Source organism: Pedobacter psychroterrae, assembly GCF_004331695.1.
GTDB lineage: Bacteria > Bacteroidota > Bacteroidia > Sphingobacteriales > Sphingobacteriaceae > Pedobacter > Pedobacter psychroterrae.
Genome location: NZ_SJSL01000001.1, coordinates 1,414,481 through 1,441,238, shown reverse-complemented (window position 1 = coordinate 1,441,238; position 26,758 = coordinate 1,414,481). Strand labels below are relative to the sequence as shown.

General features: G+C 43.0%; 23 protein-coding genes and 2 tRNA genes. 17 read left to right on the top strand and 8 right to left on the bottom strand.

Features of this window, described 5'->3' with window-relative positions; genetic code table 11:
- Positions 1-4: 4 nt before the first annotated feature.
- Together EZ437_RS06325 and EZ437_RS06320 are read right to left on the bottom strand one after the other, a co-directional pair.
- Positions 5-1,546, bottom strand: a complete 1,542-nt coding sequence (locus EZ437_RS06325; protein ID WP_131594318.1) for a PspC domain-containing protein — start codon at positions 1,544-1,546, stop codon at positions 5-7.
- Positions 1,546-1,872 carry a PadR family transcriptional regulator gene (locus EZ437_RS06320; protein WP_131594317.1) on the bottom strand — a complete coding sequence of 109 codons (327 nt, stop codon included), beginning with the start codon at positions 1,870-1,872 and terminating at the stop codon, positions 1,546-1,548. The genes EZ437_RS06325 and EZ437_RS06320 overlap by 1 nt, the downstream gene beginning before the upstream one ends.
- A gap of 308 nt (positions 1,873-2,180) precedes the next feature.
- Between EZ437_RS06320 and EZ437_RS21530 the strand changes: the two genes are divergently transcribed.
- Positions 2,181-2,336 (top strand): hypothetical protein, encoded by a 156-nt coding sequence (locus EZ437_RS21530; protein WP_165500354.1) that lies wholly within the window; start codon positions 2,181-2,183, stop codon positions 2,334-2,336.
- A 21-nt stretch (positions 2,337-2,357) separates the two neighbouring features.
- On the opposite strand, the gene EZ437_RS06315 is transcribed toward EZ437_RS21530, so the two are convergent.
- Positions 2,358-3,500 carry a putative sensor domain DACNV-containing protein gene (locus EZ437_RS06315; RefSeq protein ID WP_131594315.1) on the bottom strand — a complete coding sequence of 381 codons (1,143 nt, stop codon included), beginning with the start codon at positions 3,498-3,500 and terminating at the stop codon, positions 2,358-2,360.
- Between the two features lie 23 nt (positions 3,501-3,523).
- Positions 3,524-5,782 carry a TonB-dependent receptor gene (locus EZ437_RS06310; RefSeq protein ID WP_131594314.1) on the bottom strand — a complete coding sequence of 753 codons (2,259 nt, stop codon included), beginning with the start codon at positions 5,780-5,782 and terminating at the stop codon, positions 3,524-3,526.
- Positions 5,783-5,923: 141 nt separating this feature from the next.
- On the opposite strand from EZ437_RS06310, the gene EZ437_RS06305 reads away from it, so the two are divergent.
- Both EZ437_RS06305 and EZ437_RS06300 read left to right on the top strand, forming a co-directional pair.
- Positions 5,924-6,589 (top strand): metal-dependent transcriptional regulator, encoded by a 666-nt coding sequence (locus tag EZ437_RS06305; protein WP_225869511.1) that lies wholly within the window; start codon positions 5,924-5,926, stop codon positions 6,587-6,589.
- A 51-nt stretch (positions 6,590-6,640) separates the two neighbouring features.
- Positions 6,641-7,924: a DUF2130 domain-containing protein gene (locus EZ437_RS06300; protein ID WP_165500353.1), complete on the top strand. Its 1,284-nt coding sequence runs from the start codon at positions 6,641-6,643 to the stop codon at positions 7,922-7,924.
- On the opposite strand, the gene EZ437_RS06295 is transcribed toward EZ437_RS06300, so the two are convergent.
- Complete coding sequence (locus tag EZ437_RS06295) at positions 7,925-10,603, bottom strand: T9SS type B sorting domain-containing protein (RefSeq protein WP_131594312.1); 2,679 nt, start codon at positions 10,601-10,603, stop codon at positions 7,925-7,927.
- A gap of 98 nt (positions 10,604-10,701) precedes the next feature.
- Positions 10,702-11,652, bottom strand: a complete 951-nt coding sequence (gene rlmF, locus EZ437_RS06290) for a 23S rRNA (adenine(1618)-N(6))-methyltransferase RlmF (protein WP_131594310.1) — start codon at positions 11,650-11,652, stop codon at positions 10,702-10,704.
- A gap of 101 nt (positions 11,653-11,753) precedes the next feature.
- On the opposite strand from rlmF, the gene EZ437_RS06285 reads away from it, so the two are divergent.
- From EZ437_RS06285 to EZ437_RS06265, 5 genes are all read left to right on the top strand, one after another.
- Positions 11,754-12,110 carry a diacylglycerol kinase gene (locus EZ437_RS06285; RefSeq protein ID WP_131594308.1) on the top strand — a complete coding sequence of 119 codons (357 nt, stop codon included), beginning with the start codon at positions 11,754-11,756 and terminating at the stop codon, positions 12,108-12,110.
- Positions 12,100-12,825 carry a DNA repair protein RecO gene (gene recO, locus EZ437_RS06280; protein WP_131594306.1) on the top strand — a complete coding sequence of 242 codons (726 nt, stop codon included), beginning with the start codon at positions 12,100-12,102 and terminating at the stop codon, positions 12,823-12,825. The genes EZ437_RS06285 and recO overlap by 11 nt, the downstream gene beginning before the upstream one ends.
- Positions 12,826-12,905: 80 nt before the next feature.
- A tRNA-Val gene (locus EZ437_RS06275) sits at positions 12,906-12,980 on the top strand.
- 44 nt (positions 12,981-13,024) lie between these two features.
- Positions 13,025-13,102, top strand: a tRNA-Val gene (locus EZ437_RS06270).
- 138 nt (positions 13,103-13,240) lie between these two features.
- Positions 13,241-14,452, top strand: a complete 1,212-nt coding sequence (locus EZ437_RS06265; RefSeq protein WP_131594304.1) for a glycoside hydrolase family 16 protein — start codon at positions 13,241-13,243, stop codon at positions 14,450-14,452.
- 85 nt (positions 14,453-14,537) lie between these two features.
- Here the strand turns inward: EZ437_RS06265 and EZ437_RS06260 are convergent, their stop codons facing one another.
- On the bottom strand, positions 14,538-15,362 hold the full coding sequence (locus EZ437_RS06260; protein WP_131594302.1) for an NHL repeat-containing protein: 825 nt from the start codon (positions 15,360-15,362) through the stop codon (positions 14,538-14,540).
- Between the two features lie 178 nt (positions 15,363-15,540).
- Between EZ437_RS06260 and EZ437_RS06255 the strand changes: the two genes are divergently transcribed.
- Genes EZ437_RS06255 through EZ437_RS06225 form a run of 7 tightly spaced genes read left to right on the top strand, consistent with a single transcriptional unit; the run spans position 15,541 to position 22,302 of the window.
- On the top strand, positions 15,541-15,912 hold the full coding sequence (locus EZ437_RS06255) for a transmembrane 220 family protein (protein ID WP_131594300.1): 372 nt from the start codon (positions 15,541-15,543) through the stop codon (positions 15,910-15,912).
- 12 nt (positions 15,913-15,924) lie between these two features.
- Positions 15,925-16,635, top strand: a complete 711-nt coding sequence (locus EZ437_RS06250) for an EboA domain-containing protein (protein WP_131594298.1) — start codon at positions 15,925-15,927, stop codon at positions 16,633-16,635.
- A gap of 11 nt (positions 16,636-16,646) precedes the next feature.
- Positions 16,647-17,633 carry a TatD family hydrolase gene (locus tag EZ437_RS06245; RefSeq protein ID WP_131594296.1) on the top strand — a complete coding sequence of 329 codons (987 nt, stop codon included), beginning with the start codon at positions 16,647-16,649 and terminating at the stop codon, positions 17,631-17,633.
- Positions 17,634-17,637: 4 nt separating this feature from the next.
- Positions 17,638-18,525: a UbiA-like protein EboC gene (gene eboC, locus EZ437_RS06240; RefSeq protein WP_205942656.1), complete on the top strand. Its 888-nt coding sequence runs from the start codon at positions 17,638-17,640 to the stop codon at positions 18,523-18,525.
- A 16-nt stretch (positions 18,526-18,541) separates the two neighbouring features.
- Positions 18,542-19,714: a 3-dehydroquinate synthase gene (locus EZ437_RS06235; protein WP_131594294.1), complete on the top strand. Its 1,173-nt coding sequence runs from the start codon at positions 18,542-18,544 to the stop codon at positions 19,712-19,714.
- 2 nt (positions 19,715-19,716) lie between these two features.
- Positions 19,717-20,925 carry a metabolite traffic protein EboE gene (gene eboE / locus EZ437_RS06230; protein ID WP_131594292.1) on the top strand — a complete coding sequence of 403 codons (1,209 nt, stop codon included), beginning with the start codon at positions 19,717-19,719 and terminating at the stop codon, positions 20,923-20,925.
- A gap of 24 nt (positions 20,926-20,949) precedes the next feature.
- Positions 20,950-22,302, top strand: a complete 1,353-nt coding sequence (locus EZ437_RS06225) for an alkaline phosphatase family protein (protein WP_131594290.1) — start codon at positions 20,950-20,952, stop codon at positions 22,300-22,302.
- On the opposite strand, the gene EZ437_RS06220 is transcribed toward EZ437_RS06225, so the two are convergent.
- Entirely contained in the window at positions 22,299-22,595 is a 297-nt protein-coding gene (locus EZ437_RS06220) for an isoleucyl-tRNA synthetase (RefSeq protein WP_205942655.1), read from the bottom strand. The genes EZ437_RS06225 and EZ437_RS06220 overlap by 4 nt on opposite strands.
- Positions 22,596-22,782: 187 nt before the next feature.
- Between EZ437_RS06220 and EZ437_RS06215 the strand changes: the two genes are divergently transcribed.
- On the top strand, positions 22,783-23,148 hold the full coding sequence (locus tag EZ437_RS06215) for a DUF2200 domain-containing protein (RefSeq protein ID WP_131594288.1): 366 nt from the start codon (positions 22,783-22,785) through the stop codon (positions 23,146-23,148).
- Positions 23,149-23,365: 217 nt separating this feature from the next.
- The gene (gene ileS / locus EZ437_RS06210) at positions 23,366-26,758 is read left to right on the top strand and encodes an isoleucine--tRNA ligase (RefSeq protein WP_131594286.1); all 3,393 of its coding nucleotides are present in this window, start codon (positions 23,366-23,368) and stop codon (positions 26,756-26,758) included.

The window sequence follows — 26,758 nt, the reverse complement described above, 5'->3', positions numbered from 1 at the left end:
GAGGCTACTGCTCCTTATTTTCTTCTCTTTCATGTTTGCATTTCAGGCCGTCAGCTGTCATGATCATTTCCACATAATCACTGCGGTCATCATGGTGGCAGTCCCAGATATTGTAGTTATTCAGGTAACGGTTGATGTCCCTGTTGATGTAGAATGTAGTACCTACGGGAACCTTTAGCGTAAGCCTCACTTCCTGGTGGCGCCATTTTGCCTGGTGGATAAGCCTCAGAACAGGGCTGAAGGTAAGTAATGAATCCTGCTGTACAAATCTGTAGTGGATATTCTGTGCATTCTTTAAAGCATCTTCGAAAGTCGATCCCTGTGAACTATAGTTCTGGTAAACGGATACTGTTTGATCATTACTTTTTTCGATAGATAACCTTACATTGTCCTGCTCATCAAAACCCCCGTATTGGCTGTAAAGTATCTTTTTGCCCTTATAATTATTTGTATCAATGTGATACTTTACACTGTCTTCCTTAGTAAAAAATCTTGTTTTGTCTATCTCCAGCGTAAAGTTTTGGTAAGGTCTGATCATTGCAGTCTGTGCAAACTCAGCATTCTCCTTAAACTCTGAGGATATCTTGGCAACGTGGAATATGGTGATCCCCATGCCTGCAAGCCAGATGATCAGCAATACAAATGAAAGTGTTTTATTGACACCTCTGTCGGTAAAAGCAACGCGAACCGAAAAGAGCAGCAATGCAAGCAGCGGGATGGCACCTGCAAGAAAGGCCCCAATTGTAAGTGCGGTAAAGTACTCATCATTGACAATGCTGAAAGGGAACTGATTGACCACATCAGAATCAGAAACACCCAGTAGCGCTACGAGGGCTACCATCAAAAACACCAGCCCGAAAGCGCTCATAGCAATGATAAAGCCCGATACTATTTTAAAGATCACCTTTCCGGTTCCCTGAATAAAAGTGCCGAGTACATGAAAAGCTTCGGCAATGAACCCACGTGATTCTTTGACAAAGGGTTGTAAATAGCTGTTGGCAAAACCACGAAGGTTGGCTTCTTCCCCACGCATGAACAGTTTCTCTGATTTGGTAGCTGCTTTGGGGATCATGATCCATAAAACAATATATGCAAGGATTCCTGAACCGCCCAGAAAAATAGTAGCAAAAGCAATGAGGCGAACCCAGCGGGCATCGATATCGAGGAAATGACTCAGTCCTACGCATACTCCTGCAATCATAGCATGGTCTGTATCGCGGTAAAGCTTTTTGACTGTGGGCTGTGGGCCTTCACTATACATTTCGGCAGGCTCGTCATCGGATAATTCAAAGTCCTGAACAGAACCCATTTGCCGGATTACTTCCTGTACATCCTCAATACTTATGACCTTCTTTTGCTGAACTGCCAGCATCTCGCCAAATAGCTCTGCAATACGGTTTTCAATATCAGTGACGATCTCAAAGTTGTCTACGCTCTTTGCGAAATGGAATTTTACTTCGTTTAGGTAAACGGTAAGCATTTCATAGGCATCCTCTTCTATAAGAGTGATGGAATTGCCAATATTTATGTGGAGTGTCTTCTTCATTATTTATTTTTTGAGGTGGTTATTGCATAAGAAAGTTCTTGCCAGGTCATATCCAGCTGCTCAAGTATGGCTTTGCCATCTGCCGTGAGCATGTAGTACTTACGGGGAGGACCTGAAGTGGACTCAACCCAATTATAACTGAGCAGGCCATTGTTCTTGAGCCTGGTCAGCAGTGGATACAGCGTTCCTTCCACCACAAGTAACCTGGCAGATTTCAACTCAGCTATTATATCTGATGCGTAGATCTCCCCGCGGGAGATAATAAGGAGCACACAGTATTCAAGTATGCCCTTACGCATTTGTGTTTGTGTATTTTCTGCTATCATAATACAAAGATATATGCTTTATATAGTAATATGCAATACATAGTACTATAAAAATTCAAACAAACAGCTTATATAACTGATTATCAGCAAAATAATTTACAAAATTGGATTCCGAAAAAACAGACAAGACTTTTATTATGATGGTAAAAACATACAAGTCAATGGGATAACCCATTATGAATGAGGTCAAAAAACCTTTTGAAATGTCACAAAATCAATAGAAAAAGAAAGTTATTAACATTTTTCACTGGATTTTTAAATATGGCTTGTAGTTTGTTGTAGAAAAAATACATCAAGTCATCTACCCTATGATCACTAAATTACCTTTACTTCAGGCTTTTGCAAGGCAAAAAGAAGAAATTGAGCAGAAAGAACTAACCCAGAAGCAATGGATTAATGCGGACCGTATAGTGATGTTGATACTTTTTCTAAGTGTTATTATCGGGGCGATCATTTTTTCTTAATCTGCCTTCGCTCTTACCTCATTACAACAGCAATGTGTCTATACGGTGTGCCTGTACCATATTTTGAAGTGCCGACCAGGTATAGATCGTAAAATGTCCGTCCTGTGAGGCTACTAAAGCAGTAGCATCCCGCTGATCGTGAATAAACTGTGCGGCCGAAAGGTGTCTTGTACCCCCCGACTTTGCCGGATGTATGATCACTGCATCTCCCCCTTCAATGGGTTCTGAAAATGCCAGCTCGTCTATATTATCCTTGCCTTTTGCCCGCCCAATTTTAGCGCCAAAAGCAAGTAATTCATAGTCCGTACTGATGATTGTAGCGCCATCTACAGCCGTCAGGCCTGCCAGATGATCAACCTCACGTTTTAATGCTGTTTGCCAGAATATCTGGCTTGATTCCTTTCTGTCCTGTTTCAACAGCTTTGATAAGCCCGTAAAAGGGGGTTGAATATAATACTGGACTGGCTTAATGATAGATTGAAGCCAGTTGTTGGTATCATTTGGCACCACCAGGAGTGTACCACCCCGGCCATGCGCGCGCATAGAGACCGCCAACTGGATCAGCACGTTGACAGAATCGTTCCAGTAGGTAAGTGCAGTAAGGTCCAGCAGCGACAAAAGCATTGGCGGACAATCTGCATGCCGTGTATTGTAGGGGTCTACCATTTTTACCTGGTCTCCCTTGAGTACGGCTATATTGGTGAACTTTCCAAACCCATAAATCCTGCGGTGTTTGATAACCAGAAGCGCAGGTTCGGATACATCCAGTACAAAACAAAAGTTTGGGATGCTTACGGTAGTACCCCATATGTACAGCTGACCGTCCTCTTCCCATACACCCAAATGGATCCCTGCGCGCTCAATACCCGGTGCCAGCTTGGTAAGTGTACCGGGATTTAATGGAAAACGCTGCTTAAAAAGTAATGGATTGCCTGCCTGTTGTGGTGGCAGATATGCCAATGAAATTTTCGGTGAATGTCCTTCTTCTTTACGCAGGCTGGCCCAAAATGTAGCATCGATGATTGCTTCAACCACATTTTCGGTGGGGAGGGGTGCCAGGTCATCTTCTCCTTTCTCTCTAGCGGCAGCAAGGTGTGCAGCAAAAATTGCCTCAACTTTAGGCGCAATAAGCCGCGCTGCCTGATAGGTAGATTGGTAGGTCATGCCATAAAGTTAATGTATTGGATTTATTTAATTGTAAACCTAATGCCAAAAAAACCTCTGATCCCCTGATTGGGTCCATAAACATATGTTGGATCGAATGTAAGTCCATATGGATTGTCTACCTCAACATTTTTATCAAAGGGATCATTTGCCCTTGCTATGATAAAAGGATTGCCTTTGTTGGGTGTCCAGTTGAGCAAATTTTTAACCCCCCCATAGATCTCGAACTTATCAAATCCTCCATAAGTAAGCTGGATATTTTGAATGCTCCAGGTATCAGAATATTCCTTTCTCGGGTCAAGAGGCCCTAAAAGCGGTAATCGCATGGGGCTATACAGATTGCCGGTATAGTCTACAGCAAGATGAAGTGGCTTGACTTTGTAAGACACCGCCCAGTTGGCCGAGAATTTTTCTGTCAGGATCTGCTGCTTTTTAATTCCGTCTTCGTAAGTAGCTACATCCTGATAGGTTGCGCCCACAATGAACTTAAGGCCATTTGTGAGTGTGACATCCATATTGGCACTCAAACCTTTGCTTACTGCATACCCATTTAGGTTATCATAGATGATCTTGTTTGGATCAGCATCAAAATCACCAATGATCCTGTTGTTGAAATAGGTATAAAATGCAGAGGTCTCTATGCCAAAGAAATTGCCGCTTTCGCTATACATCTTTGTCAGATAATTGAGGTTTACATTATACGTTTTCTCCGGTTTCAGTTCGTGGGGGACTTCAACAATCCTCGCTCCTGTAAGTGCAGCATGGTCTTCAGTAAAAATATTTACCACCCTAAATCCGGTCCCTGCATTTATGCGAAGGATATTGTTTTCATTGATGCTCCATTTATATGCAGCCCTTGGTGTAAAGATATTTCCGTGGACAGAATTGTAGTCGTAACGAAAACCTGCAAGTATTTTGTGTTTGGCAGAAAGGCTGATCTCGTCCTGCACAAATAGCCCGGGCAGCCAGGTATTTTTAGAAAGCACCTGGTTTAATGAAGTTGTAGCCGGAGTATTGTCGTCATAATAGGTGTATCGCAATGCCGTTCCGAAAAGCAGGTCATGATTGCCTAGTTTCTTATCCCAGGTCAGCTGTGCGAAGCCTATTTTTTGCTGTGCTATGTACGAGGTTGTGCCATAACGGCTATCCTGATCGTGTTCATTGTAAGAAAATGCCAGGAACATTTTTTCTTTTACAGGTAGCTGGTAATTACCTATCAGCTCCCATCTATTGGTATAAATACTTTCACCGTATACCTGATCACCTCCACGGTAGGTTTTGTTCCACTGCATTTCGCCCCCCCAGCGGTCTTCGTAAAGATATCTGGCACCAAGGCTGAACAGGCGATCATGCTTCCTTTGGAAGTTCCATTTTTGAAATATAGAAATACGGTCGGCCAGGGTCACATCGGTGAAGTTATCATGATTATGATCTACGGGATTGCCGTATTTAAAATAGTTGATCCCCGTAAGTACAGTTGCTTTTTTACCCGCATTGAGCTTAAAGGCCAGGTCGGCATTATATTCCCCATAGCTCGTTGAAAAAAGATCGGCAGAGATGAGTGCAGCATTCTTGGGCTTTTTGGTAATGATGTTGATGAGTCCGCCTACCGCCTCACTACCATAAAGTGAGGAAGCAGGGCCTTTAACGATCTCCATCTGCTCCACCAGCGAATTTGGAATTCCCGAAAGACCGTAAACAGACGAAAGACTGCTTACAATGGGCATGCCATCGATCAGGATCATGGTATACGGCCCCTCCAGTCCGTTGATATGGATGTCGCCGGTACTGCAGATGTTGCAGTTCAACTGTGGCCGTACACCATTCACATTTTGCAGGGCCTCAAAAATACTTGGAGTAGGGTTTTTCCGGAAATAAGCCGGGGTGTATACTTCTACCGGAACCGGACTTTCCAATCGGCTCACCTCCTTTAACGTACCGGTTACGACCACTTCATTGAGGTCATTTTGTACATTGACCAGGTCAAAATCTATTGTCAAATGCTGATCGGCAGCTACTGTGACCGACTGGATGATTCTTTTATAGCCAACAGCGCTGGCCTGAATCTTATAAGTTCCCGGAGGTACATTATTAAATAAATAATTTCCGGCACTATCCGCTTTAGCAGTAAACTTGGTCTGCTGAACTGCAATGTTAACCAGGGGTAAGGGTTTTCCTTCAGAGATTACGGTTCCTTTAATGCTGCCATTTTGAGCAAGGACATTCAGAGAAAGAAATATCAGAAGGACAAGAGGCAGGTATTTGGTATAAGATATTTTCATATTTATCAAGCAATAATTCTATTTATAGTAATCTAATTTAGATATCAACATTGCAAAACTAATAAAGTTAGGGTAATCTAACAAATATTATTTGACATATATTATTTTGTTGTTTTAAAAGACAATTTCAGTTAAGTTTGTATGATGCTATCTTATACAGAAGAAAACTACCTTAAAGCTTTATTAAAACTGAGCTTTCAGAACGAGGACAAACCAGAGGCAGGCACCAACGAAATGGCGGCTTACCTAGGCGTAAAACCTGCTACAGCAACTGATATGCTGAAAAAGCTGAAGGAAAAGAACCTGGTTAGCTATCAAAAATACGGTAAGATATTGCTTACTGATATTGGCAGGAAAAGCGGAATAGCGATATTAAGAAAGCACAGGTTATGGGAGACATTCCTCTATGAAAAGCTTGATTTTAGCTGGGACGAGGTACATGAGGTGGCGGAACAACTGGAGCACATCCAATCGGCGAAGCTGGTGGATAAGCTGGAAGAGTTTCTTGATTTTCCGGAATTTGACCCCCATGGGGATCCTATTCCTAAAGCGAACGGCGAAATGCCGGTGATTACGAAAACACTGTTATCTGAACTAAAAAACGGTGATGTCTGTAAAGTAGCGGCAATTAAGGATACTTCTACCCTGTTCCTTCAGTATCTCGAAAAGCTCCATATTACCATTGGCACAAACCTTAGTGTGATTGAAGTGATTGCCTTTGATGGCTCACTAAACATTCAGATTGAAGATGCAGACCCAAGGAGTGTATCCATGAAATTTGCAGAAAGTTTATTTGTACAGAGATAATCGTATTTTTGTATTACGCCCGCTTTATCCGATTCTTTTAACACCGCAAATATGTCTACAGAAATAAAATGCCCCAATTGCGCCCATAGTTTTCCTATTGAGGAGGTTATGGCCGAGGAATATAAAAAGGACCTGAGAGAGAAGATGGTTTCTTTTACGAGGCAGAAAGAAGAGGAATTTGCAAAGAAACAGCAGGAATTTATAAGCCAGCAAAAACAACAGGAGCTAGACTTTGAGCAGCAGCAAAAGAGGCAGAATACCGCCTGGGAGCAGAAACTGGCTGAAGAAAAAAAACAGCTGCAGACTGCACTGGAAGAAAGCCTGCGCAAAAGCATTGCTACAGATTTCGAGAATAAACTGAAGATGCTGGACAGCTCCAATAAGGAAAATGAAGATAAATTGCGACTTGCAAGAGCCAAAGAACTGGATTTTCTGAAAAAGGAACAGGCCATGAAAGACAAAGAGGCCGAAATGGAACTGCAGCTGGAGCGAAAACTGCAGCAACAACGCGGGGAAATGGTAGAGCAGATCAGGAAACAGGAAGCAGAAAAGAACAATATAAAAGAAACCGAGCATCAGTTGCGGGTGAAAGAACTGGAAAAGCAGCTGGACGATCAGAAAAAACTGGCTGAAGAAATGAAGCGTAAAGCCGAACAGGGCTCTATGCAACTGCAGGGCGAGGTACAGGAGCTGATCCTGGAAGAGCTGCTGCGCAATACCTTCCCTTTTGATCTGATCACTGAAGTAGGCAAGGGTGTAAGAGGTGCTGATTGCGTACACCTGGTACGCAACCAGTTTGGGCAGGAATGCGGCAAGATCATTTATGAAAGCAAGCGCACCAAAGACTTTTCCATGGAATGGATTGAAAAGCTAAAAAAGGACATGCGCAGTATGGGCGTTGATGTAGCGGTGATTGTAACGCAGTGTTATCCCAAGGGCATGGATTGTTTTGGAGAACGGGATGGGGTATGGATCTGTTCCTTTGATGAAGTCAAGGCAGTTTCTTATATCCTTAGAGATGGGATCGTGAAGCTGTACGGCGCCGGAAAATCCCAGGAAAACAGGGGCGACAAGATGCATATGCTCTATGATTATCTGACCAGCAATGAATTTTCTGAACAATGGAAGGCGATAAGAGAAGGTTTTATGAGCATGAAACTCTCCATCCAGAGGGAGCGTGATGCTATGGAAAAGCTGTGGAAAGCAAGAGAAAAGCAACTGGAGAAAGTAATGCTGAATGCAGCACACATCAGGGGCTCGATAGAAGGCATAGCAGGTACGGACAGCATACAATTAAGTCTGACGGATGATGATGATGCTTTATTGCTCGAATAGTTACCTGATGATACTTAGTGAGCCAGTTTTTCTTGCTTTGCCATTTCCCGGATCTATCACGTAGAAATACGTCTCTGTAGCCAGGTCCTTATTTTGGTATTTACCATCAAATGGCATCGCATATCCCTTACTTGAAAAAACGATTGCCCCATATCGGTTAAAAATTTGTACTGTAGCATTCGGGTAGCTGTCAATGTATTCAATTTTCCATACATCATTGATCCCATCTCCATTGGGACTGAACGCATTTGTAACTTTTATTCCGTCAAGGACATGTACAGTAATGGTATCGATGGTGATACATCCCTCTGCCGTAGTTGCTGTTAACGTATAGACACGGTCTACTTCTCCTTTAATCACGGGGTTTAATACATCATCACGATCGAGTCCGGTAGCAGGTGCCCATTTGTAAGCAGCCGGAGGACCGGAAGTCCTGGCATTGAAAGCCTTGGCCCCATCTACAAGAATGTAAAAGTCCTTCTCTAACTCAACGACAGGTATAGGAGTTACCGTGATTGTTTGTTTTTTTATGTCCTGGCAAAAAGTCTTTCCTTCAGTAATCTGATCACCTATGTATGTATAAGTGATTTCGTGGATACCCACGCCGGCAATCTTCGGATCAAACACACCATCAGGTGTTATCCCAGGTCCGGAATATTGCCCCGCGCCGTTGACTCCCTTTGTTTCACGCGCAGTCTTTACGGTGAACAGCCCCCCGTTGACACAAACTTTAGGTATGGGATCAAAAACTACTACAGGCGATGGAACCAGGGTAACTTTAACAATTTTAGTCCATACCTCAGACATGCAACCATCCGCTGTTGCGACAGAAAGTTTTACTTCGTAGGAACCAGTCGTGGGAAATTTATGAACAGGGTTTTTATCGTAAACCGGGTTGCTTCCATCACCAAAATCCCATAACCACTTTCCGATTGGCTTGGTTAATAATTTTGAATCGCTCAGATCTGTAAAAGTGGTGCCGTCAAATTCACAACCCAAATTGGTAAAGCTAAAATCCGCTACAGGGATAGGTTCTACATCAAAGGTGTAATTATAAATATATTCATTACCTATACAGCTACCGATAGTAGGCAATTTGACCTTTACCACCATATTGTGCTGTCTTAATTCTGAAAATATTTTTCCATAGACATAGGTATATTCATAGGTCTTGATGCCTGAAGCATCGGTGAGGATATCTGTAGGTGTGATGGAACCGTTTACTGGTGGTTCATTATCCAGCAACCAGGTAATCTCTTCGGCCGGAGCTGGCAAGAATATTTTAAAATCAGAACTTTGATCTATACAGGCATTTTCTGATTCCAAATTGGTAAGCCTGTTCTTTATACGGAGGTAGTTATTTGCAGCGAGCGTAGTGCCGGCAGAATAGGCGTAGGACTCTGTTGTACCAAAACCGTAAGCTATGGCATTGAACCCTTCATTAGCAGAAAGCGTAGAATTCGTATCAAAGATCCTTAGCTGCATAAAGGAATATTCAGGGTTTGAAGAAATTACCGTCCAGTTGATCCCGATCTGCTGTCCATTTATTCTAAACGATCCGGTGGCATTGGTCTTCATGCATACATTGATATATCTTTCCCGTATGTCCTGAGCAGTGGAAGAAAAGAGTGTTACTGCCTTGATATTAAATTCTATAGGATTGAGCAACACCATTTCCGGATCGCCCAACAGCTCCTCACCGTTAATTCCTGAACAGGACTGAGTAAGTGAGTATTGAGCGACACTGATATTTTTATCTGCACTAACAAACCCCGCACCTGATAGCTGCGCGCTTTCATAATACTGCCCATTGTTTAAATTGATCGACTGCCCATTAAACTGAACCTTAGTATTGTCTTCCTGTGCTACAATCCTAATGATATGCCTGCGATTAAAAAAAGGGATTATCCCATAGGTCTTACCCCAACTGCTGACTGGATAAAGCTGCTGAAAAAGCGGATCTCTGGAGGGCCGGTTGCAGGAGCCTATTGTATTGGAAGTACTTCCTGAGAATACCGCAAAGCGTTTATTACAATTATCCGGAGAAGCCGGATCAATTTCTACATATACGCCAGTGAGATCCGTACCATTTCCAGGCATATACTCATATACATCCCCTGCTTTTTCAAGCGTAACTGATATTGGTTGGTTGCCATGGTGAATGAGCAATTGCGTATTAGGCTCGGTAGCGGCAAGCACCAAAAAATTATGCCCGTTAACATCCTGTGTGTAATTCATTGAATGGTATTTCTGTCCCAAAGATTCCACAGGCAAAACGAGCGAAGCGGCAGAACGCCGGCCGGCATAGATATGCGCATATACGGCTATTTTGCCTTCGCCATCGTTGACTTTTATTCGAATGGCCTTATTGTTTAATACACTATTTCGCTGATTGGCATCTATATATGCTTCAAACCTGGGCACGAGAATTTCCTCAACTTGGTTTGGCCGCGCTGTAAAAGGCCTACTAAATGTGCCACAAACGACAGTTCCGCTGGAATTTGTTTTAGAAGTAATATAGATCCTGATATTAGCAAGATCTACCTGATTAGTAGGATCATGTGTAGGAAATACCACCCAAAACTCAGTCCCTTCATTAGAAATATTCTGCGAATAGCCGCTAATTTTTGTCAGCAGCAAAACAAACACCAATATGAAAACCCTTCCTGCCCCTTTCATAAAGTTATTTTAACTGAATATATTTGCCATGTGTCCCTTTAGCGAAAGATTTGGATATGATCTACCCTATCGCCTTATAAAAATACAACATTTTTACATTAAAAATTCCACCTTTTTTGTGCCCATGCAAACTGTTCTTCCGGAGACAAAAAAGTCCATGCTACAAAACGGCTGATCTTCTGTCCCTGGGCCATTTCAATGGTCCGGACCTCAGTTGCTTTTACCCCCACGGTCAACATGGTATTGACATAAGGCAGATTTTGGCTTTTGGAAACGAGCGTTGTAAACCAAAGACATTGCTGTGCATACGTTTTACTCTCCATAACCATATTCCGGATAAATGCCGCTTCACCGCCATCATACCAAAGTTCGGTATCCTTGCCGCCAAAGTTGAGCGTAGCAGACCTGCCCTTGTTTTTTCCCAGGTTTCTGAGCTTTCTGTCTGTGCCCGCCTTTGCTTCCTCTGCTGAAGAATGGAAAGGCGGATTGCAGACAGCAAAGTCATATTGTTCACCTGGCTTTATGATTCCGGTAAAGATATGTTGCTTATTGTGCTGCTGCCTGCAACTGATCGCAGTACTGAGCGTGGAATTGGCCGCAGCTATTGCTCTTGCTGACTTGATGGCAAGAGGATCAATATCAGAACCCAGGAAACTCCACCCATATTCCTGATGCCCGATAATCGGGTATACACAATTGGCACCTACCCCAACATCAATCCCTTTTACCGACTTCCCCCCGGGTATTTTTCCCTTATTGGAAGTCGCCAGCAAATCTGCCACATAGTGGATATAGTCGGCCCTTCCGGGAATTGGGGGACATAGGTAGTTGACTGGTATATCCCAATGGGCTATACCATAAAAATGTTTAAGTAAGGCCTTGTTGAGCATCTTCACTGCTCCAGGATCAGAAAAATCCACACTCTGATCACCGTAAGGATTGACGAATACGAAATCATTCAATTCAGGCTGAGATTTGATCAGTATAGGAAAATCATACCTGAACCGGTGCTTATTTCTTGGATGAAGGGAGGTTTTTTCTTCAGACATTACTTAAAAATTAGCCAAAGGTAAGGGTTCTGCGCAAACAATTGGATATATAAGAAAGCATGTCGTAATTTGTATAATGAATGTAACTCTGTTTGATGGCCATGCGAAGATTTTTTAAAAGCTTTGGTTATGCATTTTCCGGCATTGCCTATGCATTTAAAACGCAGCTCAATTTTAAGTTGCACATAATTGCATTGCTTTTAGTGGTTGCGGCCGGCTGGTATCTGGAGGTTACGACTCAAGAATCGCTTTGGCTGATAATGGCAGTGGGCATTGTTTTCATTACAGAACTGGTAAATACTGCGATAGAGGTACTGGTTGATTTCGTATCACCATCGCATCATGAAAAAGCTAAAATAGTAAAGGATGTGTCAGCCTCAGCAGTATTATTTGCTGCATTCATTGCGCTGATCATTGGTATGATCATTTTTATTCCAAAGATATTTTATGCTGCATAAGACCAGAGGTATAGTACTTAAAACAACTCTGTACAGTGAAAGCAGCGTTGTAGTACAAATTTTTACTGAGAAATTTGGTATCCAGTCCTATTTGATCAATGGGGTAAAAAAACCACGGGCCAAGATCAGCATGAATATGCTGCAGCCATTACATTTAGTAGACATGGTAGTTTATCACAAAGCTAATGGAAACATTCAGCGGGTATCTGAACTAAGACCTTCACCTGTTTTTCGAAGTATTCCTTATGACATTACAAAACGGACAATTATCCTGTTTTTAAACGAAGTTCTGTATAAGAGCATCAGGCAACAGATGGCAGATGAGCACCTGTTTGAATTCATATTCAGCTCAATTTGCTGGTTCGACGAATGTGCCGATGGGAACATTAATTTTCACCTGGCTTTTTTACTTAAATTAAGTCGCTTTCTAGGCTTTGCCCCAAATACTAACTTAAATAGTGACCATCTTTGTTTTGATTTGCAGGAAGGGGAGTTTAAATCCCGGATGCCGATACATCCCTATTTTCTCTATAAGGACGACGCTTCTTTGTTCATCGGACTCTATACCTCTCCATTTGAAAAAATAAATGAAATAAAAGCGGAAAATAAAACAAGAAGGCTGGTATTAGATAAAATACTGATTTACTACACCTTACACACAGCCTCGTTTGGAGAAATCCATTCACATCAAGTATTAGAAGAAGTACTTTCTTAAAATCTTATAAAAGTTTTGGAGATTTAAATTAGAGGTGTATATTTGCACTCCCTAACATTTAGGGCAAAAAAAGAACCAAGGGGAGATTAGCTCAGCTGGTTCAGAGCACCTGCCTTACAAGCAGGGGGTCACTGGTTCGAACCCAGTATCTCCCACAAAACAGCGCTTAACTGTTTTAAATAAAAAAAGCAGAACCAAGGGGAGATTAGCTCAGCTGGTTCAGAGCACCTGCCTTACAAGCAGGGGGTCACTGGTTCGAACCCAGTATCTCCCACCAAAGTGGACAACTTCATTAAATCCGAAGTTGTCCATTTTTTTTGCCCTCGGAATTCCCTGTGTATCCACTTTGTGTATCTCTGCAAGAATATGTACTATATTTGTTAGATTAGTAACAGGTTGAAATAAATCATCATACATGACCATAATCAACAGAATATCAACAATATTCGCGTCTGCTTTTATAATATTGTTCCTTGGGATGGTTGCGATTAATCGTGATGATATACCTACCATTTTGCCCGCGGGTGTATCACCTAAAGTTTCCCGTCCGGGCCAGGATCTGAAGATCACCTATAACTGGGACGCTGTGCCGATGGATAAAAACTACAGCGTTTGGGTACATATTAAGGACGCATCTGGCGCCACTGTATTTCAAAATGATCATGAACCTCCTTTTCCTACCGAAACCTCAACCTGGTCGGGCAGGTTCAGTTATACACAAACTGTTTTTGTGCCCGATTCGCTGAAAACCGGCACCTATATTATCATTGCCGGTTTATACCATAAAACCGACAGGCATCAGCTTAATGCCGGTCCGGGCGTAAAGGCGGTGCCGGGCCTGGGATACGAGATCGGTAAATTTTCCATAGACCCGACCGCACCTGTACCCCCGCTGGCATCTGATAAAAAAGCGACACTTGATCTTAAAGGTTATAAAATTACCTTTCAGGATGAGTTTAATGGACCGCTGGATGTTTCCGCATTGGGTCCCGGAACCAAATGGATAGCACATACACCGTATGGCGGAGATTTTGGTGACGCACAGTTTAGCGATCCGAAGGATGGATTTCCATTTTCCATTAAAAACGGCATTTTAACTATCACCGCAAAAAACGAAGCAAACAAGTGGAAATCGGGCCTTTTATCTTCGCTGGATACGGCCGATAACGGTTTTTCGCAATTATACGGGTATTTTGAGATGCGGGCAAAGCTTCCGGCCGGCCCCGGTACATGGCCAGCATTTTGGTTGCTCAAGTCGCCGCGTGCAAAAATGGGTTTTGAGGTTGATATTGTTGAACAATATGGCCAATGGCCCGGAATATTACATACCGCTTTGCATTGGTGGTACCCAGACAGGCGGCATAAAGGTGTGGGCGACAATTTTAGAGTAGAAGACATGACGACACAATTTCATACCTATGGCTTCTTATGGACAAAGAACGAAATGATCTGGTACTTTGACGGCAAGGAACTCTGGCGCAAGCCAACGCCAGCCGAAGCAAATGAGCCGATGTATGTATTGATCGACCTGGCACTCGGATCGGGCTGGCCTATAGATAAAACCCCTAACCCCTCGATGATGCTGGTAGATTATGTGAGGGTATATAAACAAACAGCAAGACAATGATCAATCGTAAATATTATTCTTAATCTTTAGCACCCATTCTGAGGGGATACAGGTAGCGGTAAAACCTTAATGCAATGGCATACCGCTATTTAAGCTGGTATGCCATTACGCTTTTCTTGAAGAACGTAGGAATATAAACAATGCGTTTCGCCGGATCATATCCTATATCAGCGGTATTAATCTTTTCCAGATGGGTATCTAACAATATTTCGCTTCTACCGTCTGCGTACACATAATAAATATATCCTCCCCAGGCAGAAAATAGAAAATCCCCATTTCCTATCGGCTCTATTCCGTCTCCACCCTGAGGCATACTCGCTACATTGACCAGGTTCTTTGCACCATCTGCCTTCAACAGCTTTTTACCTCCACCTGCAATATATAAATGATCACCCACCGCTTTAAGTCCGTTTATGCCGTCGATGTTTTCCATATAGACTTCCTCTTTGTTATCTATGATCCTGTGGATTTTCTTTGTTCTGGAATCAGAAACGTAAACCACTCCTTTGTCGCTTACCGTTGCGTCATTTAAAAAGGCAGCACCTGCAATCGGGATGGTACGCTCTACCTTGCCTCCCGGAATATCTATTACCACCACATCGGTAACATCAGCCACATACATTTTATTTTTATAAATAGCCATGCCCTTCGGAGAATTAAGCCCGCTTACCCAATCCAGGTTAATCACCTTACCGTCCAGTCCTAGCTTACCAATACCACCTATCCCATCTTTTGCATCGGAACTGTTGCCCATGATAGCTACATAAACCACCCCCGCTTTTACATCTGGCAATACCGATTCAGGCATATTAATAATGCTGTCGGTTTCCCATAGTTTCTCCAGCTTATGCTGGGCACTTACATGTAAGCTAAATAAGGCTGCGATGGCCAGGAAGTAATATTTTCTCATACTATTTCAATTATAATTTGACAGTTTGTTTATAAATTTACATAAATACCAGTTAATCTGTACAAATAAATATTTGCCTCAATCAATTTTTTACATTGTGCTATTGCTAAAACGACTTATTTTACTGTTAATTTGTATCTAGGTATTAACACAACACACAAAATTAAATTTCATTACTATGCTGCTTAGCATCTTAAACTCTGTTTTTTGCATTGCATTCATCTTGTTTGCCTATGTAAATCTAAATGACAACGACTCATGGCTATGGGTACCTATCTATATGGTGGCCTCCATTTGTTGTGGATTTGCCATATTTAATGTTTTTTATCCGAGAATATATTTAGGAGCCATATCTTTCTATCTGATTTATGCGATTATATTGTTTTTCGCAAAAGATGGCGTCCGCGACTGGATACTGAAGTACCGAAGGCCAAGCTTAGTGGAAAGTATGCAGGCCACCAAGCCATATATCGAAAAAACCAGGGAATTCTTTGGGCTTTTGATTATTAGTGCCGCGCTCGCTATCAATTATTTTGTGGGTGTCAACTAAAAAAAGATTGTTATGCTTTTAATAGATATAGAAAGGCTGAAAGGCCTTAGTGATCTTTTCTTGCAAATTATTAAGAAAAACCTTACAGCGGAGTCACTGTTATGGTTTGAAAATAAGACGGCTTTAGTCAAATCGGAAGAGAAGTCCCTGCAGCTAAACCTTACTTTTTCACATTTGCCCAAACAGACAGGCAAAACCCCCATACATACGGACGCACAGGAAGCCAAGGAAATAGCTGAATTGTTGCCCGGATTCTCCATTGCGGACTGGACGATCGACAGACTATGCCGTATCTGGCTACTGATGCAGATCAACTCCAGTGATAAAGAAGCCTATCTGAAAAAAATCAACGGGCTTTTCTCTGCTGCAGAAATGAACGAGGAAGTAGCTCTTTACGCTGCTTTGCCTTTTTATGCGTATCCGGAGGAATGGATCGCCAGGTGTGCAAATGGAATCCGCAGCAATATAGGTACCGTGCTCGAGGCCATCATGTATCACAATCCTTTTCCGGCATATTATTTCACTGAAGCCTCATGGAACCAGCTGGTACTAAAAGCATTTTTTACTGAAAAAGACATGAGTAAAATAAGCGGGTTACATGAACGTGTCAACACCGCCCTTGCCGACACACTGAACGATTATGTGCAGGAGCGTATGGCGGCCCATCGTACGGTAGCTCCGGAAATCTACCATTTAATTGAATTAACAAATCAGAAAATATAAATATTTGAATTATGTGCTGTAACGAAAATTTCGAAGAAAGAAATGCGGGTGAGAAAATTCAAACTACGCTTAATCTGAATGACATTAGCGGAATGAAATTCTTTGATCCGCATGTACACATGACCTCTCGCACTACGGATGACTACCAGGCTATGGCCGATGCAGGTATTGTTGCGCTAATAGAACCTGCCTTCTGGCTGGGCCAGCCCCGTACAGGTGTTGATAGCTTTACTGACTATTACAGCAGCCTGATCGGCTGGGAAAGGTTCAGATCCTCACAGTTTGGGATTAAACACTATTGTACCATCGGACTTAATTCAAGAGAGGCCAACAATGAGCGTCTGGCAGAACAGGTGATGGAAATACTTCCAAACTTTATCTTTAAAGAAGGAGTGGTTGGTATCGGAGAAATTGGCTTTGACGACCAGACCGCAGCGGAAGACAAGTATTACCGGTTGCAACTGGACCTTGCCCTTCAGGCAGGGCTGCCTGTACAGGTCCATACCCCACACCGTGATAAGAAAAAAGGTACCCAGCGCAGCATGGACATCGCCATAGAACAGGGCCTTGCCCCGCATATGGTCATCATAGACCACAACAATGAGGAAACCGTAAAGGAAGTGCTCGACCGTGGATTTTGGGCTGCATTTACCATCTACCCTTTTACCAAGATGGGAAATGAGCGCATGGTAGAAGTAGTAAAACAATATGGGACCGAAAGAATCATGATCAACTCTGCGGCCGACTGGGGTATTAGTGATCCGCTCGCCATCCCTAAAACTGCTGCCCTGATGAAGCAATCGGGCATTAGCTTACAAGACATCGAAATGGTCACGTATCGCAATGCGATCACAGCCTTTGCACAAAGCGGACAGATCGACGAAAATGATTTCATTGCAGTAAAGAATATAGATCAGAGCCAGAAATTTGAGAGCAATACTATTCTTCGTGGTGGACAGCAACCAAGAGTAGACAAGAATTCGATCATCATTTCTTAGAATAGTGAGCAAATTACTAGGATACCTTAGGCTGATGAGGCCTGCCAACGTAGTCACCTCTGTGGCTGATGTATTGGCGGGCATCGCTATTTCAGGCTATTTTTTACTACACCAGTCAGACCTGCAGCTGCTTCCGATAATCTTGCTGTGCATATCCACCGTAGGTCTTTACAGCGGCGGAATCATTCTTAACGATGTATTTGATGCAGAACTTGATGCAAAGGAACGACCAGAACGGCCTATCCCCAGCGGACTGATTTCTAAACAAGCAGCAACCATATTTGGAGGCATCTGTTTCTTTATCGGTATTTTCGCAGCAGGTCTATATAGCACTGAAGCGCAATACCTTGCTGTAGCGATCATGGTCTCCTGCCTGATATATGACAAATTCTTAAAGCATAGCGCCATCTTTGGCCCTGTTAACATGGGTTTATGCCGCGGGTTGAATCTATTACTGGGCATTAGCATTGCACCTGCCAGTATTCTGATGTGGTGGTACCTGGCTGTTATACCGATTATTTATATTGCTGCCATTACCATGATCAGTCGCGGAGAAGTGCATGGAGGCAGCAAAAAGACTTTGTATTTTGCAGTAGGCCTTTATGCACTAGTGATTGGAAGTGTGGTTTATTTTGCTTTTGCCAACAACAACCTGCCCCTCTCTCTTGCCTTCCTTGCCCTTTTTGCATTCATGATCTTCAGGCCTTTATCAAGAGCCATACAAAATCCTGTTGGCCCAAACATTGGTAAAGCAGTAAAAGCAGGTGTCATTGCATTAATTTTATTAAATGCGGCATGGGCCAGTGCCTTTGGGGTCTGGCAGGTCGCGCTGATTATTATAATTTTATTACCATTATCAATGTGGTTGAGTAAAGCTTTTGCCGTTACTTAGTCCCGAATTTTAATATATGAGCTATTTAGAACAGTCGTTTAGTGTAAAGTTTGAGTATAAGATCTTTTTTACTTCCTCACTTTTCGATATTGGAAATAATACTTTAAGTGCCTTTTTCAAAGGAAAAGCTACTGAGGCACTGCGCAAAATATTTTTTGTGGTAGACCAGGGAGTTGCAGATGCACATCCAAATTTATTGAACGATATCACCGCATACTTCAATCAGCATAAAGAGGTGCAGCTGATACCTGATATCCTGATAATACCAGGGGGGGAGACTTGCAAAAATGATGTCCCATTGTTCGATCAGCTGGTAGAAGCCGTAAATGTGTATGGCATCGACAGGCATTCTTATATCGCCGCCATCGGTGGTGGTGCGGTACTAGACCTGGTGGGTTATGCAGCCGCTGTTTCTCACCGCGGCATCAAGCACATCCGCATCCCTACTACTGTGTTGTCACAAAATGACTCAGGAATAGGCGTTAAAAACGGCATCAATTACGATGGCAAGAAGAATTTCCTTGGCACCTTTGCGCCTCCTGCCGCGGTATTCAATGATGAACTGTTTTTAAATACATTGACAGACAGAGATTACCGATCCGGCATATCTGAGGCGGTAAAAGTAGCCCTGATTAAAGATCCGAAATTCTTTTACTGGCTGGAAGACCATGCAGATGAACTGGTGGCCCGCAACACAGAAAGCATGAACTACCTGATAAAGGTATGTGCGCAACTGCACCTGAACCATATAGGCGGAGATGATCCTTTCGAAACAGGATCTGCCAGGCCATTAGACTTCGGGCATTGGGCTGCGCATAAACTCGAACAACTCAGCAACTTTAGTGTGCTTCATGGAGAGGCCGTAGCGATGGGCATCGCGCTCGACAGTGTCTACTCTTTCCTAACCGGCCTGCTATCAGAAGATAAATTGCAAAGGATACTAAACCTTCTGGTGAAACTGGGGTATGACATATCCAACCCGCTGATCCAGATTAAGGATACAGACTCTCCTATTTTAAAAGGACTGGCCGAGTTTCAGGAGCACCTGGGAGGAATACTGACCATTACCCTGCTCACCGATCTAGGTACCGGAAAGGAAGTAAACCAAATGGATCATCAGCTTTTGATAGCTTCCAGCAATTATGTGGCTAAATTCATTGAGAACGGGACAAGCTTTAATATCGCTTAATAATGAAACTCAACAGCGGCCACCTTACTTACTGTACCAATATACATCCGGGGAAGAACTGGACAGAAGACTTTGAAGCCTTAAAACTCAACTTACCACTCATCAAGCAGTCTGTATCACCCGGCAAGCAGATGGGACTGGGCCTAAGGTTGTCAAACGAAGCGAGCCTGGCTTTGTCGCAGCCAGCTGCACTTACTGAATTTAAGCAGTGGCTGAAAGACAACGAAACCTACGTTTTTACCATGAACGGCTTTCCCTATGGAGAATTTCACCGTACGGTGGTAAAAGCCGATGTACATACCCCTGGATGGGTTACCGAATCCCGCAGGGATTACACGCTTAGGCTCTTTCATATCCTGAAGGAATTACTCCCCCAGGGAATGGACGGCGGCATCTCTACCAATCCGCTTGGCTACAGACACTGGTATACTACAGAAGGTTCTTTAAAAGAAGCAACTGAAAAAGGCACCCTGCATGTCGTTGAAGTGATCAGTGAACTGATCCGCATATATAATGAAACAGGCAAAGTATTGCACCTCGACATAGAACCTGAACCCGACGGCATGATGGAGACCGGGAGGGAATTTATAGACTGGTTTGAAGGAGATCTGCTTAGCCTGGGTATTCCAGCGATTTCAGAAGTATTTAACCTTAGCGAAGCCGATGCTGAAGCACAGATCAGAAGACACCTGATGCTTTGTTATGATGTATGCCATTTTGCTATCGGCTATGAACCCCATGCGGAAATCATCAGTGAACTTGCCGCAAAAAACATCAAAGTAGGTAAGATCCAGATCAGCGCAGCGCTAAAGGCCGATCTCAATAAACCTGCTGCAGAGCGCGGGCAAATTAAAAAAGCATTTGATCAGTTTAACGAGCCTGTATACCTTCATCAAGTGGTAGCCAGACAGCAGGACGGCAGTTTACTGCGTTACCTTGACCTGCCTGAAGCACTGGAAGACTTTGACAATGCTTATGTTCAGGAATGGAGGGCGCATTATCATGTGCCGATATCCATCCAGGAGATCGGCCTGCTTTCCACCACTCAGCAGGACATCATTGAAGTACTAACTATTCAAAAAAACAATCCTTTTACCAACCATATGGAGGTAGAAACCTATACATGGGAAGTATTGCCTCAGCAGATTAAACTACCCATAGCAGAATCCATTAGCAAAGAACTGCTGTGGGTTAGCAGTAAGTTAGCATAATCTACCCCACCAAAACCGATTAAGATGAAGAAAACCGTAGTAATAGATGTAGTAGGCCTGTCGTCAAACCTGATTGGTGTGCATACACCTTTTCTTGACAAATATACCAAAGAAAAAAAACTGCATACCATAGCTCCTATGCTACCGGCGGTGACCACAGCAGTGCAGTCTACCTACCTTACGGGAAAACAACCATCAGAACACGGTATAGTTGGTAATGGCTGGTATGACCATACAGATGCAGAAATTAAGTTCTGGAAACAGTCAAACAAACTGGTGCTGGCAGATAAGATATGGGATCAGGCAAAAAAAGAAGACCCTAACTTTACGTGTTCCAATATGTTCTGGTGGTACAATATGTATTCAAATGCAGACTATTCTGTCACCCCCCGCCCAAATTACCTGGCAGATGGCAGAAAAATGCCTGACTGTTATTCCGAACCCGCTGAGCTTAGAGATACGCTTCAAAATAAATTAGGTCAGTTTCCTTTGTTTTCCTTCTGGGGACCGGGAGCAAATATTAAATCAACCCGTTGGATTGCAGATGCATCTATCATCACTGATGAGCTGTACAACCCTACACTTACGCTGATCTATTTACCACACCTTGATTACTGCTTGCAGAAGTTTGGTCAGGACCTATCAAAGATCAGCAAGGAGCTTTCTGAAGTAGATGAAGTAGTAAAAGACCTGGTAACACACTATGAAAAACAAGGCGCCAACATCATCATCCTGTCTGAATATGGCATTACACCTGTAAGCGAACCCATACATTTAAACAGGGTATTCAGACAAAACAACCTGCTTCAAATCAGGGTAGAGCGCGGACTGGAATTGCTGGATGCAGGAGCTTCCAAAGCATTTGTAGTAGCCGATCACCAGGTAGCCCATGTATACATCAATAATCCTTCAGTAAAAGAACAGGTCAAAGCCTTGCTGGAAAAAACTCCTGGCATAGCACTGATCCTGGATGAAGAAGGCAAGAAAAAATATGGGATGGACCATCCAAGGGCAGGAGATTTTGTATTGGTTGCATCCGCTAAAAGCTGGTTTACTTATTACTTCTGGTTGGACGATGCTGTGGCACCCGACTATGCCCGCTGTGTGGATATCCACAAAAAACCGGGATATGACCCTGTAGAGATGTTCATGTCATCCAAACCCCGTGCAGCATACAAGCTGCTTCGTAAAAAGGCCGGGTTCAGATATGTAATGGATGTGATTCCACTGGATGCCACACTGGTAGGCGGTTCACATGGCAGCGTAGATACACCGCAGGAATTTCATCCTGTAGTAATCGCCGACAAAAGCTTAAATGATACAGCGTTAAAAGCTACAGATGTATATGGCCTTATCTGGAAGGCACTTCATAGTTAAGGATTAGCAGAAGATTCCGTATGTGACGAAGCTGCCTTCGTATTCTCCGTATCAGCCAGCATTTCTTCATGCTTTTCAGCATCCAGCTGGACCTGACCCTGCTTATCTTTTTTTGCAAAAAGAATGGGATAAAGTGACATCAATGCCCCTGCCATAAGCAGGATGCCAGATACGGTAAGCATCGCCCTGCTACCTTCAACTTTATTACTGTCCATAATGATATATGCGACTAAAGCCAATGCGCCTAATATGAAGGCAACTAATGCTTTTTGTAGTTTGAGGACTTTTATCATGGCACATTTTTTTAGATAGATATACGTAAACAAAAACCAATCCAAACTATGTGAATGACTGCATTGCCAGATATAAAAACAATTGACAGACAGAACTGTTATGCAAAAAGCTCCAAAGCTTATATTTCTTATATTTAACTACCTTAAAGATAAATACACTGAGGACAGTTGCATTAATTTTCATAGTATGAATACCACAGACAAACATAATGAACGCATTGCAAAAATGACTTTTGCCTCCGTCTATCCGATGTATATAGCAAAAGTAACCGCCAAAGGCAGGACAAAAGAGGAGTTGCATCAGGTGATAGCGTGGCTAACCGGCTTCGACGACGAGAAATTAAAAGTCCTGATTGAGAAAAAAGTAACTTTTGAAACTTTCTTTCAATTCGCTTCTCTGCATCCAAATGCAGGCCTCATCACCGGACTAATCTGTGGATATCGTATTGAGGAAATTGAGAATCCCTTAACACAGCAGGTGAGGTATTTGGACAAGTTGGTGGATGAGCTGGCAAAGGGAAGGAAAATAGTGAAAATACTGCGCGGTTCGTGATAACTGTATCTTCCATATTACTTATTCCATACCTCAGTCGTACTTTGTTCGCAAAAAGTACCCCTTTTGCGAACAAAGTACGATCAAGTTGCGAACAAGATGCGCAATAGGCTGAAGTCTGTTATGATCTGCTATAAATACACAACCAATTAACACTTCAATTTCTCGTTCTAATACCTTAACTTTGCATCCTTTAATTTTTGGAGATACTTGATTGATGTATAGGGAATTTAAACAGTTAGACTTAGCTAAAATAGGGGAAGAAATACTTGATTTTTGGAAGGCGGAAAACATTTTTGAAAAAAGCATTTCTACCCGGTCAAAATCAAACCCGTTTACGTTTTATGAAGGTCCACCTTCAGCAAACGGAATGCCGGGTATTCACCATGTAATGGCCCGCGCTATAAAGGATATTTTTTGCCGTTACAAAACAATTAAAGGGTTTCAGGTAAAACGAAAAGCAGGATGGGATACACATGGCCTTCCTGTAGAGCTCGGCACTGAAAAAGAACTTGGAATCACCAAAGAAGACATCGGAAAGACCATTTCTGTAGAAGAATATAATGAGGCCTGTAAAAGGACGGTAATGCGCTATACTGATGTATGGAATGACCTTACCGAAAAGATGGGCTATTGGGTAGACATGAGTGATCCATACATCACCTACAAGTCTAAATACATGGAATCTGTATGGTGGCTGCTGAAGCAGATCTATGATAAAGGATTGCTTTATAAAGGATATACCATCCAGCCATACTCACCAAAAGCGGGAACTGGACTGAGCTCTCATGAGGTAAACCAGCCCGGGGCTTATCGGGATGTAACTGACACGACTATTGTAGCCCAGTTTAAATCTATACCGGCTACCCTGCCTGATTTTTTAAAGGATTTTGGCGACATCTACTTCCTTGCATGGACCACCACACCATGGACTTTGCCTTCCAATACAGCGCTAACTGTAGGGCCGAAGATTGACTATGTATTGGTCAGTACATTTAACCAGTATACCTTCCTTCCTGTAAAAGTGATCCTGGCTAAAAACCTGGTGGGTAAGCAATTTAGTAAGCTGTATTTTGAAAGCACAGATGCTGAAGATTTTAATAATTTTAAAGCAGGTGATAAAAAGATTCCGTATCAGGTACTGGCTGAATGTAAAGGTGCTGACCTGGTTGGAATTAAATATGAGCAATTATTGTCTTATACTTTACCTTACAAAAATCCTGAAAATGCGTTCCGTGTGATAGCGGGCGACTTTGTGACTACGGAAGACGGAACAGGTATTGTACACACAGCTCCTACTTTCGGTGCGGATGATGCTAAGGTCGCGAAAGAGGCTGTGCCTGAGGTACCGCCAATGCTGGTATTGGATGACAATGGCACTCCCGTACCCCTCGTAGACCTGCAGGGCAGGTTTACTTCACATCTGGGCGAACTGGCCGGAAAGTATGTGAAAAATGAATATTATGAGGCAGGCGAAGCTCCTGAAAAGTCAGTAGACGTAGAGATCGCCATCCGTTTGAAAGAAGAAAATAAGGCTTTTAAAGTAGAAAAGTATGTGCACAGTTACCCGCATAGCTGGAGAACTGATGAGCCGCTGCTATATTACCCGCTTGATTCATGGTTCATTAAGGTGACAGACGTGAAAGACCGCATGTTTGACCTGAATGAGACCATCAACTGGAAGCCTAAAGCTACCGGTGAAGGACGGTTTGGCAACTGGCTAAAGAATGCAAATGACTGGAACCTTTCGCGCTCCAGGTATTGGGGTATTCCATTGCCTATATGGCGTACAGAAGATAAGAAAGAAGAAGTACTGATCGGTTCTGTAGAAGAATTGTATAAGGCAATAGATAAGTCCATCGAGGCTGGGGTCCAGAAAACGCATCCTTTTAAGGATTTTGAGATTGGGAACATGGATGAGGCCAACTATGATCTGGTAGACCTGCATAAAAATGTAGTGGACGAGATCATCCTTGTTTCGCCGTCAGGCAAGCCTATGAAGCGCGAGAGCGACCTGATAGATGTGTGGTTTGACTCTGGCGCCATGCCATATGCACAGTGGCACTACCCTTTTGAGAATAAAGACAAGATCGATGAGCATACTGATTTCCCTGCAGATTTTATTGCAGAGGGTGTAGACCAGACACGCGGATGGTTTTATACGCTTCATGCAATAGGGACTTTGGTATTTGATAAGATCGCTTATAAAAATGTAGTATCAAATGGCCTGGTTCTGGACAAAAACGGACAGAAGATGTCTAAGCGTCTGGGCAATGCGGTAGATCCTTTCAGTACGATAGCAGAATATGGCCCTGATGCAACACGCTGGTACATGATCTCTAATGCAAACCCATGGGACAACCTGAAGTTTGACAGCGAAGGGATTGCTGAAGTACGCAGGAAGTTTTTCGGAACGCTTTACAACACTTATGCTTTTTTTGCCCTGTATGCCAACATTGATCAGTTTGTAATAGACGAGGACAACCTTACTCCTGTAGCTGAGCGCAGTGAACTGGACAGGTGGATCTTGTCGCTGCTTCAAAACCTGATTGCCGAGGTGGATGAAAGTTACGCGGCTTATGAACCGACGAAAGCAGCAAGGGCGATACAGTCATTTGTAGACGAGCACCTGAGCAACTGGTACATCCGTCTGTCCCGCCGCCGCTTTTGGAAAGGTGAAATGACAGGCGATAAAAAGGCTGCGTACGAAACATTGTACAGCTGCCTGCTAAGCATATCGCAGTTAATGTCGCCCATTGCACCATTCTTTGCCGACTGGTTATTTAAAAACTTAACGGCCGGTGATGTTAACAATAAACTTGAGTCGGTGCACTTGGCGCTTTTAGCGACTGCAGACACTTCGCTGATCGACAATGAACTGAATGAGCGTATGCACCTCGCACAGGACATCTCCTCGATGGTATTGTCACTGCGTAAAAAAACAAGCATCAATGTCCGTCAGCCACTGGCCAGGATACTGATCCCTGTACTTGACAATAAATTCGCAGAAAGAGTAGAGCTGGTAAAGGAATTGATCCTCTCAGAAACCAATATCAAAGAAATAGAGTACATAACTGATACTGCAGGTTTTATTACTAAAAAAATAAAGCCTAATTTTAAAGCTTTAGGGCAAAAAGCAGGAAAGGACATGAAAGCGGTAGCACAGGCTATTTCTGAATTTACACAGGATGACATTGCTAAAATTGAAAGCGAAGGGCAGGTTATGGTACTTGAAGGAAGATACCAGATCATGCTGAGCGACGTGGAAATCATGGCAGAGGACATCCCTGGATGGCAGGTAGCAAATATGGGAAACCTGACGGTAGCACTTGATGTGACGATCACAGAAGAACTGAAACAGGAAGGACTGTCGAGAGAGCTGATCAACAGAATTCAGAACCTGAGAAAAGAGATGAATTTCGAAGTTACAGACAGGATATCGGTAAGTTTACAAAAGCATCATCTGATAGCCGCTGCGGTAGCGCAGAATAAAGCCTACATTTGCTCGGAAATATTGGCGGATGACATTAAATTGGACGAGAATATAGATAATGGAAACAAAATAGTAATCGATGATGTTGAACTTCAAATTTCGATTGCACAACAATAA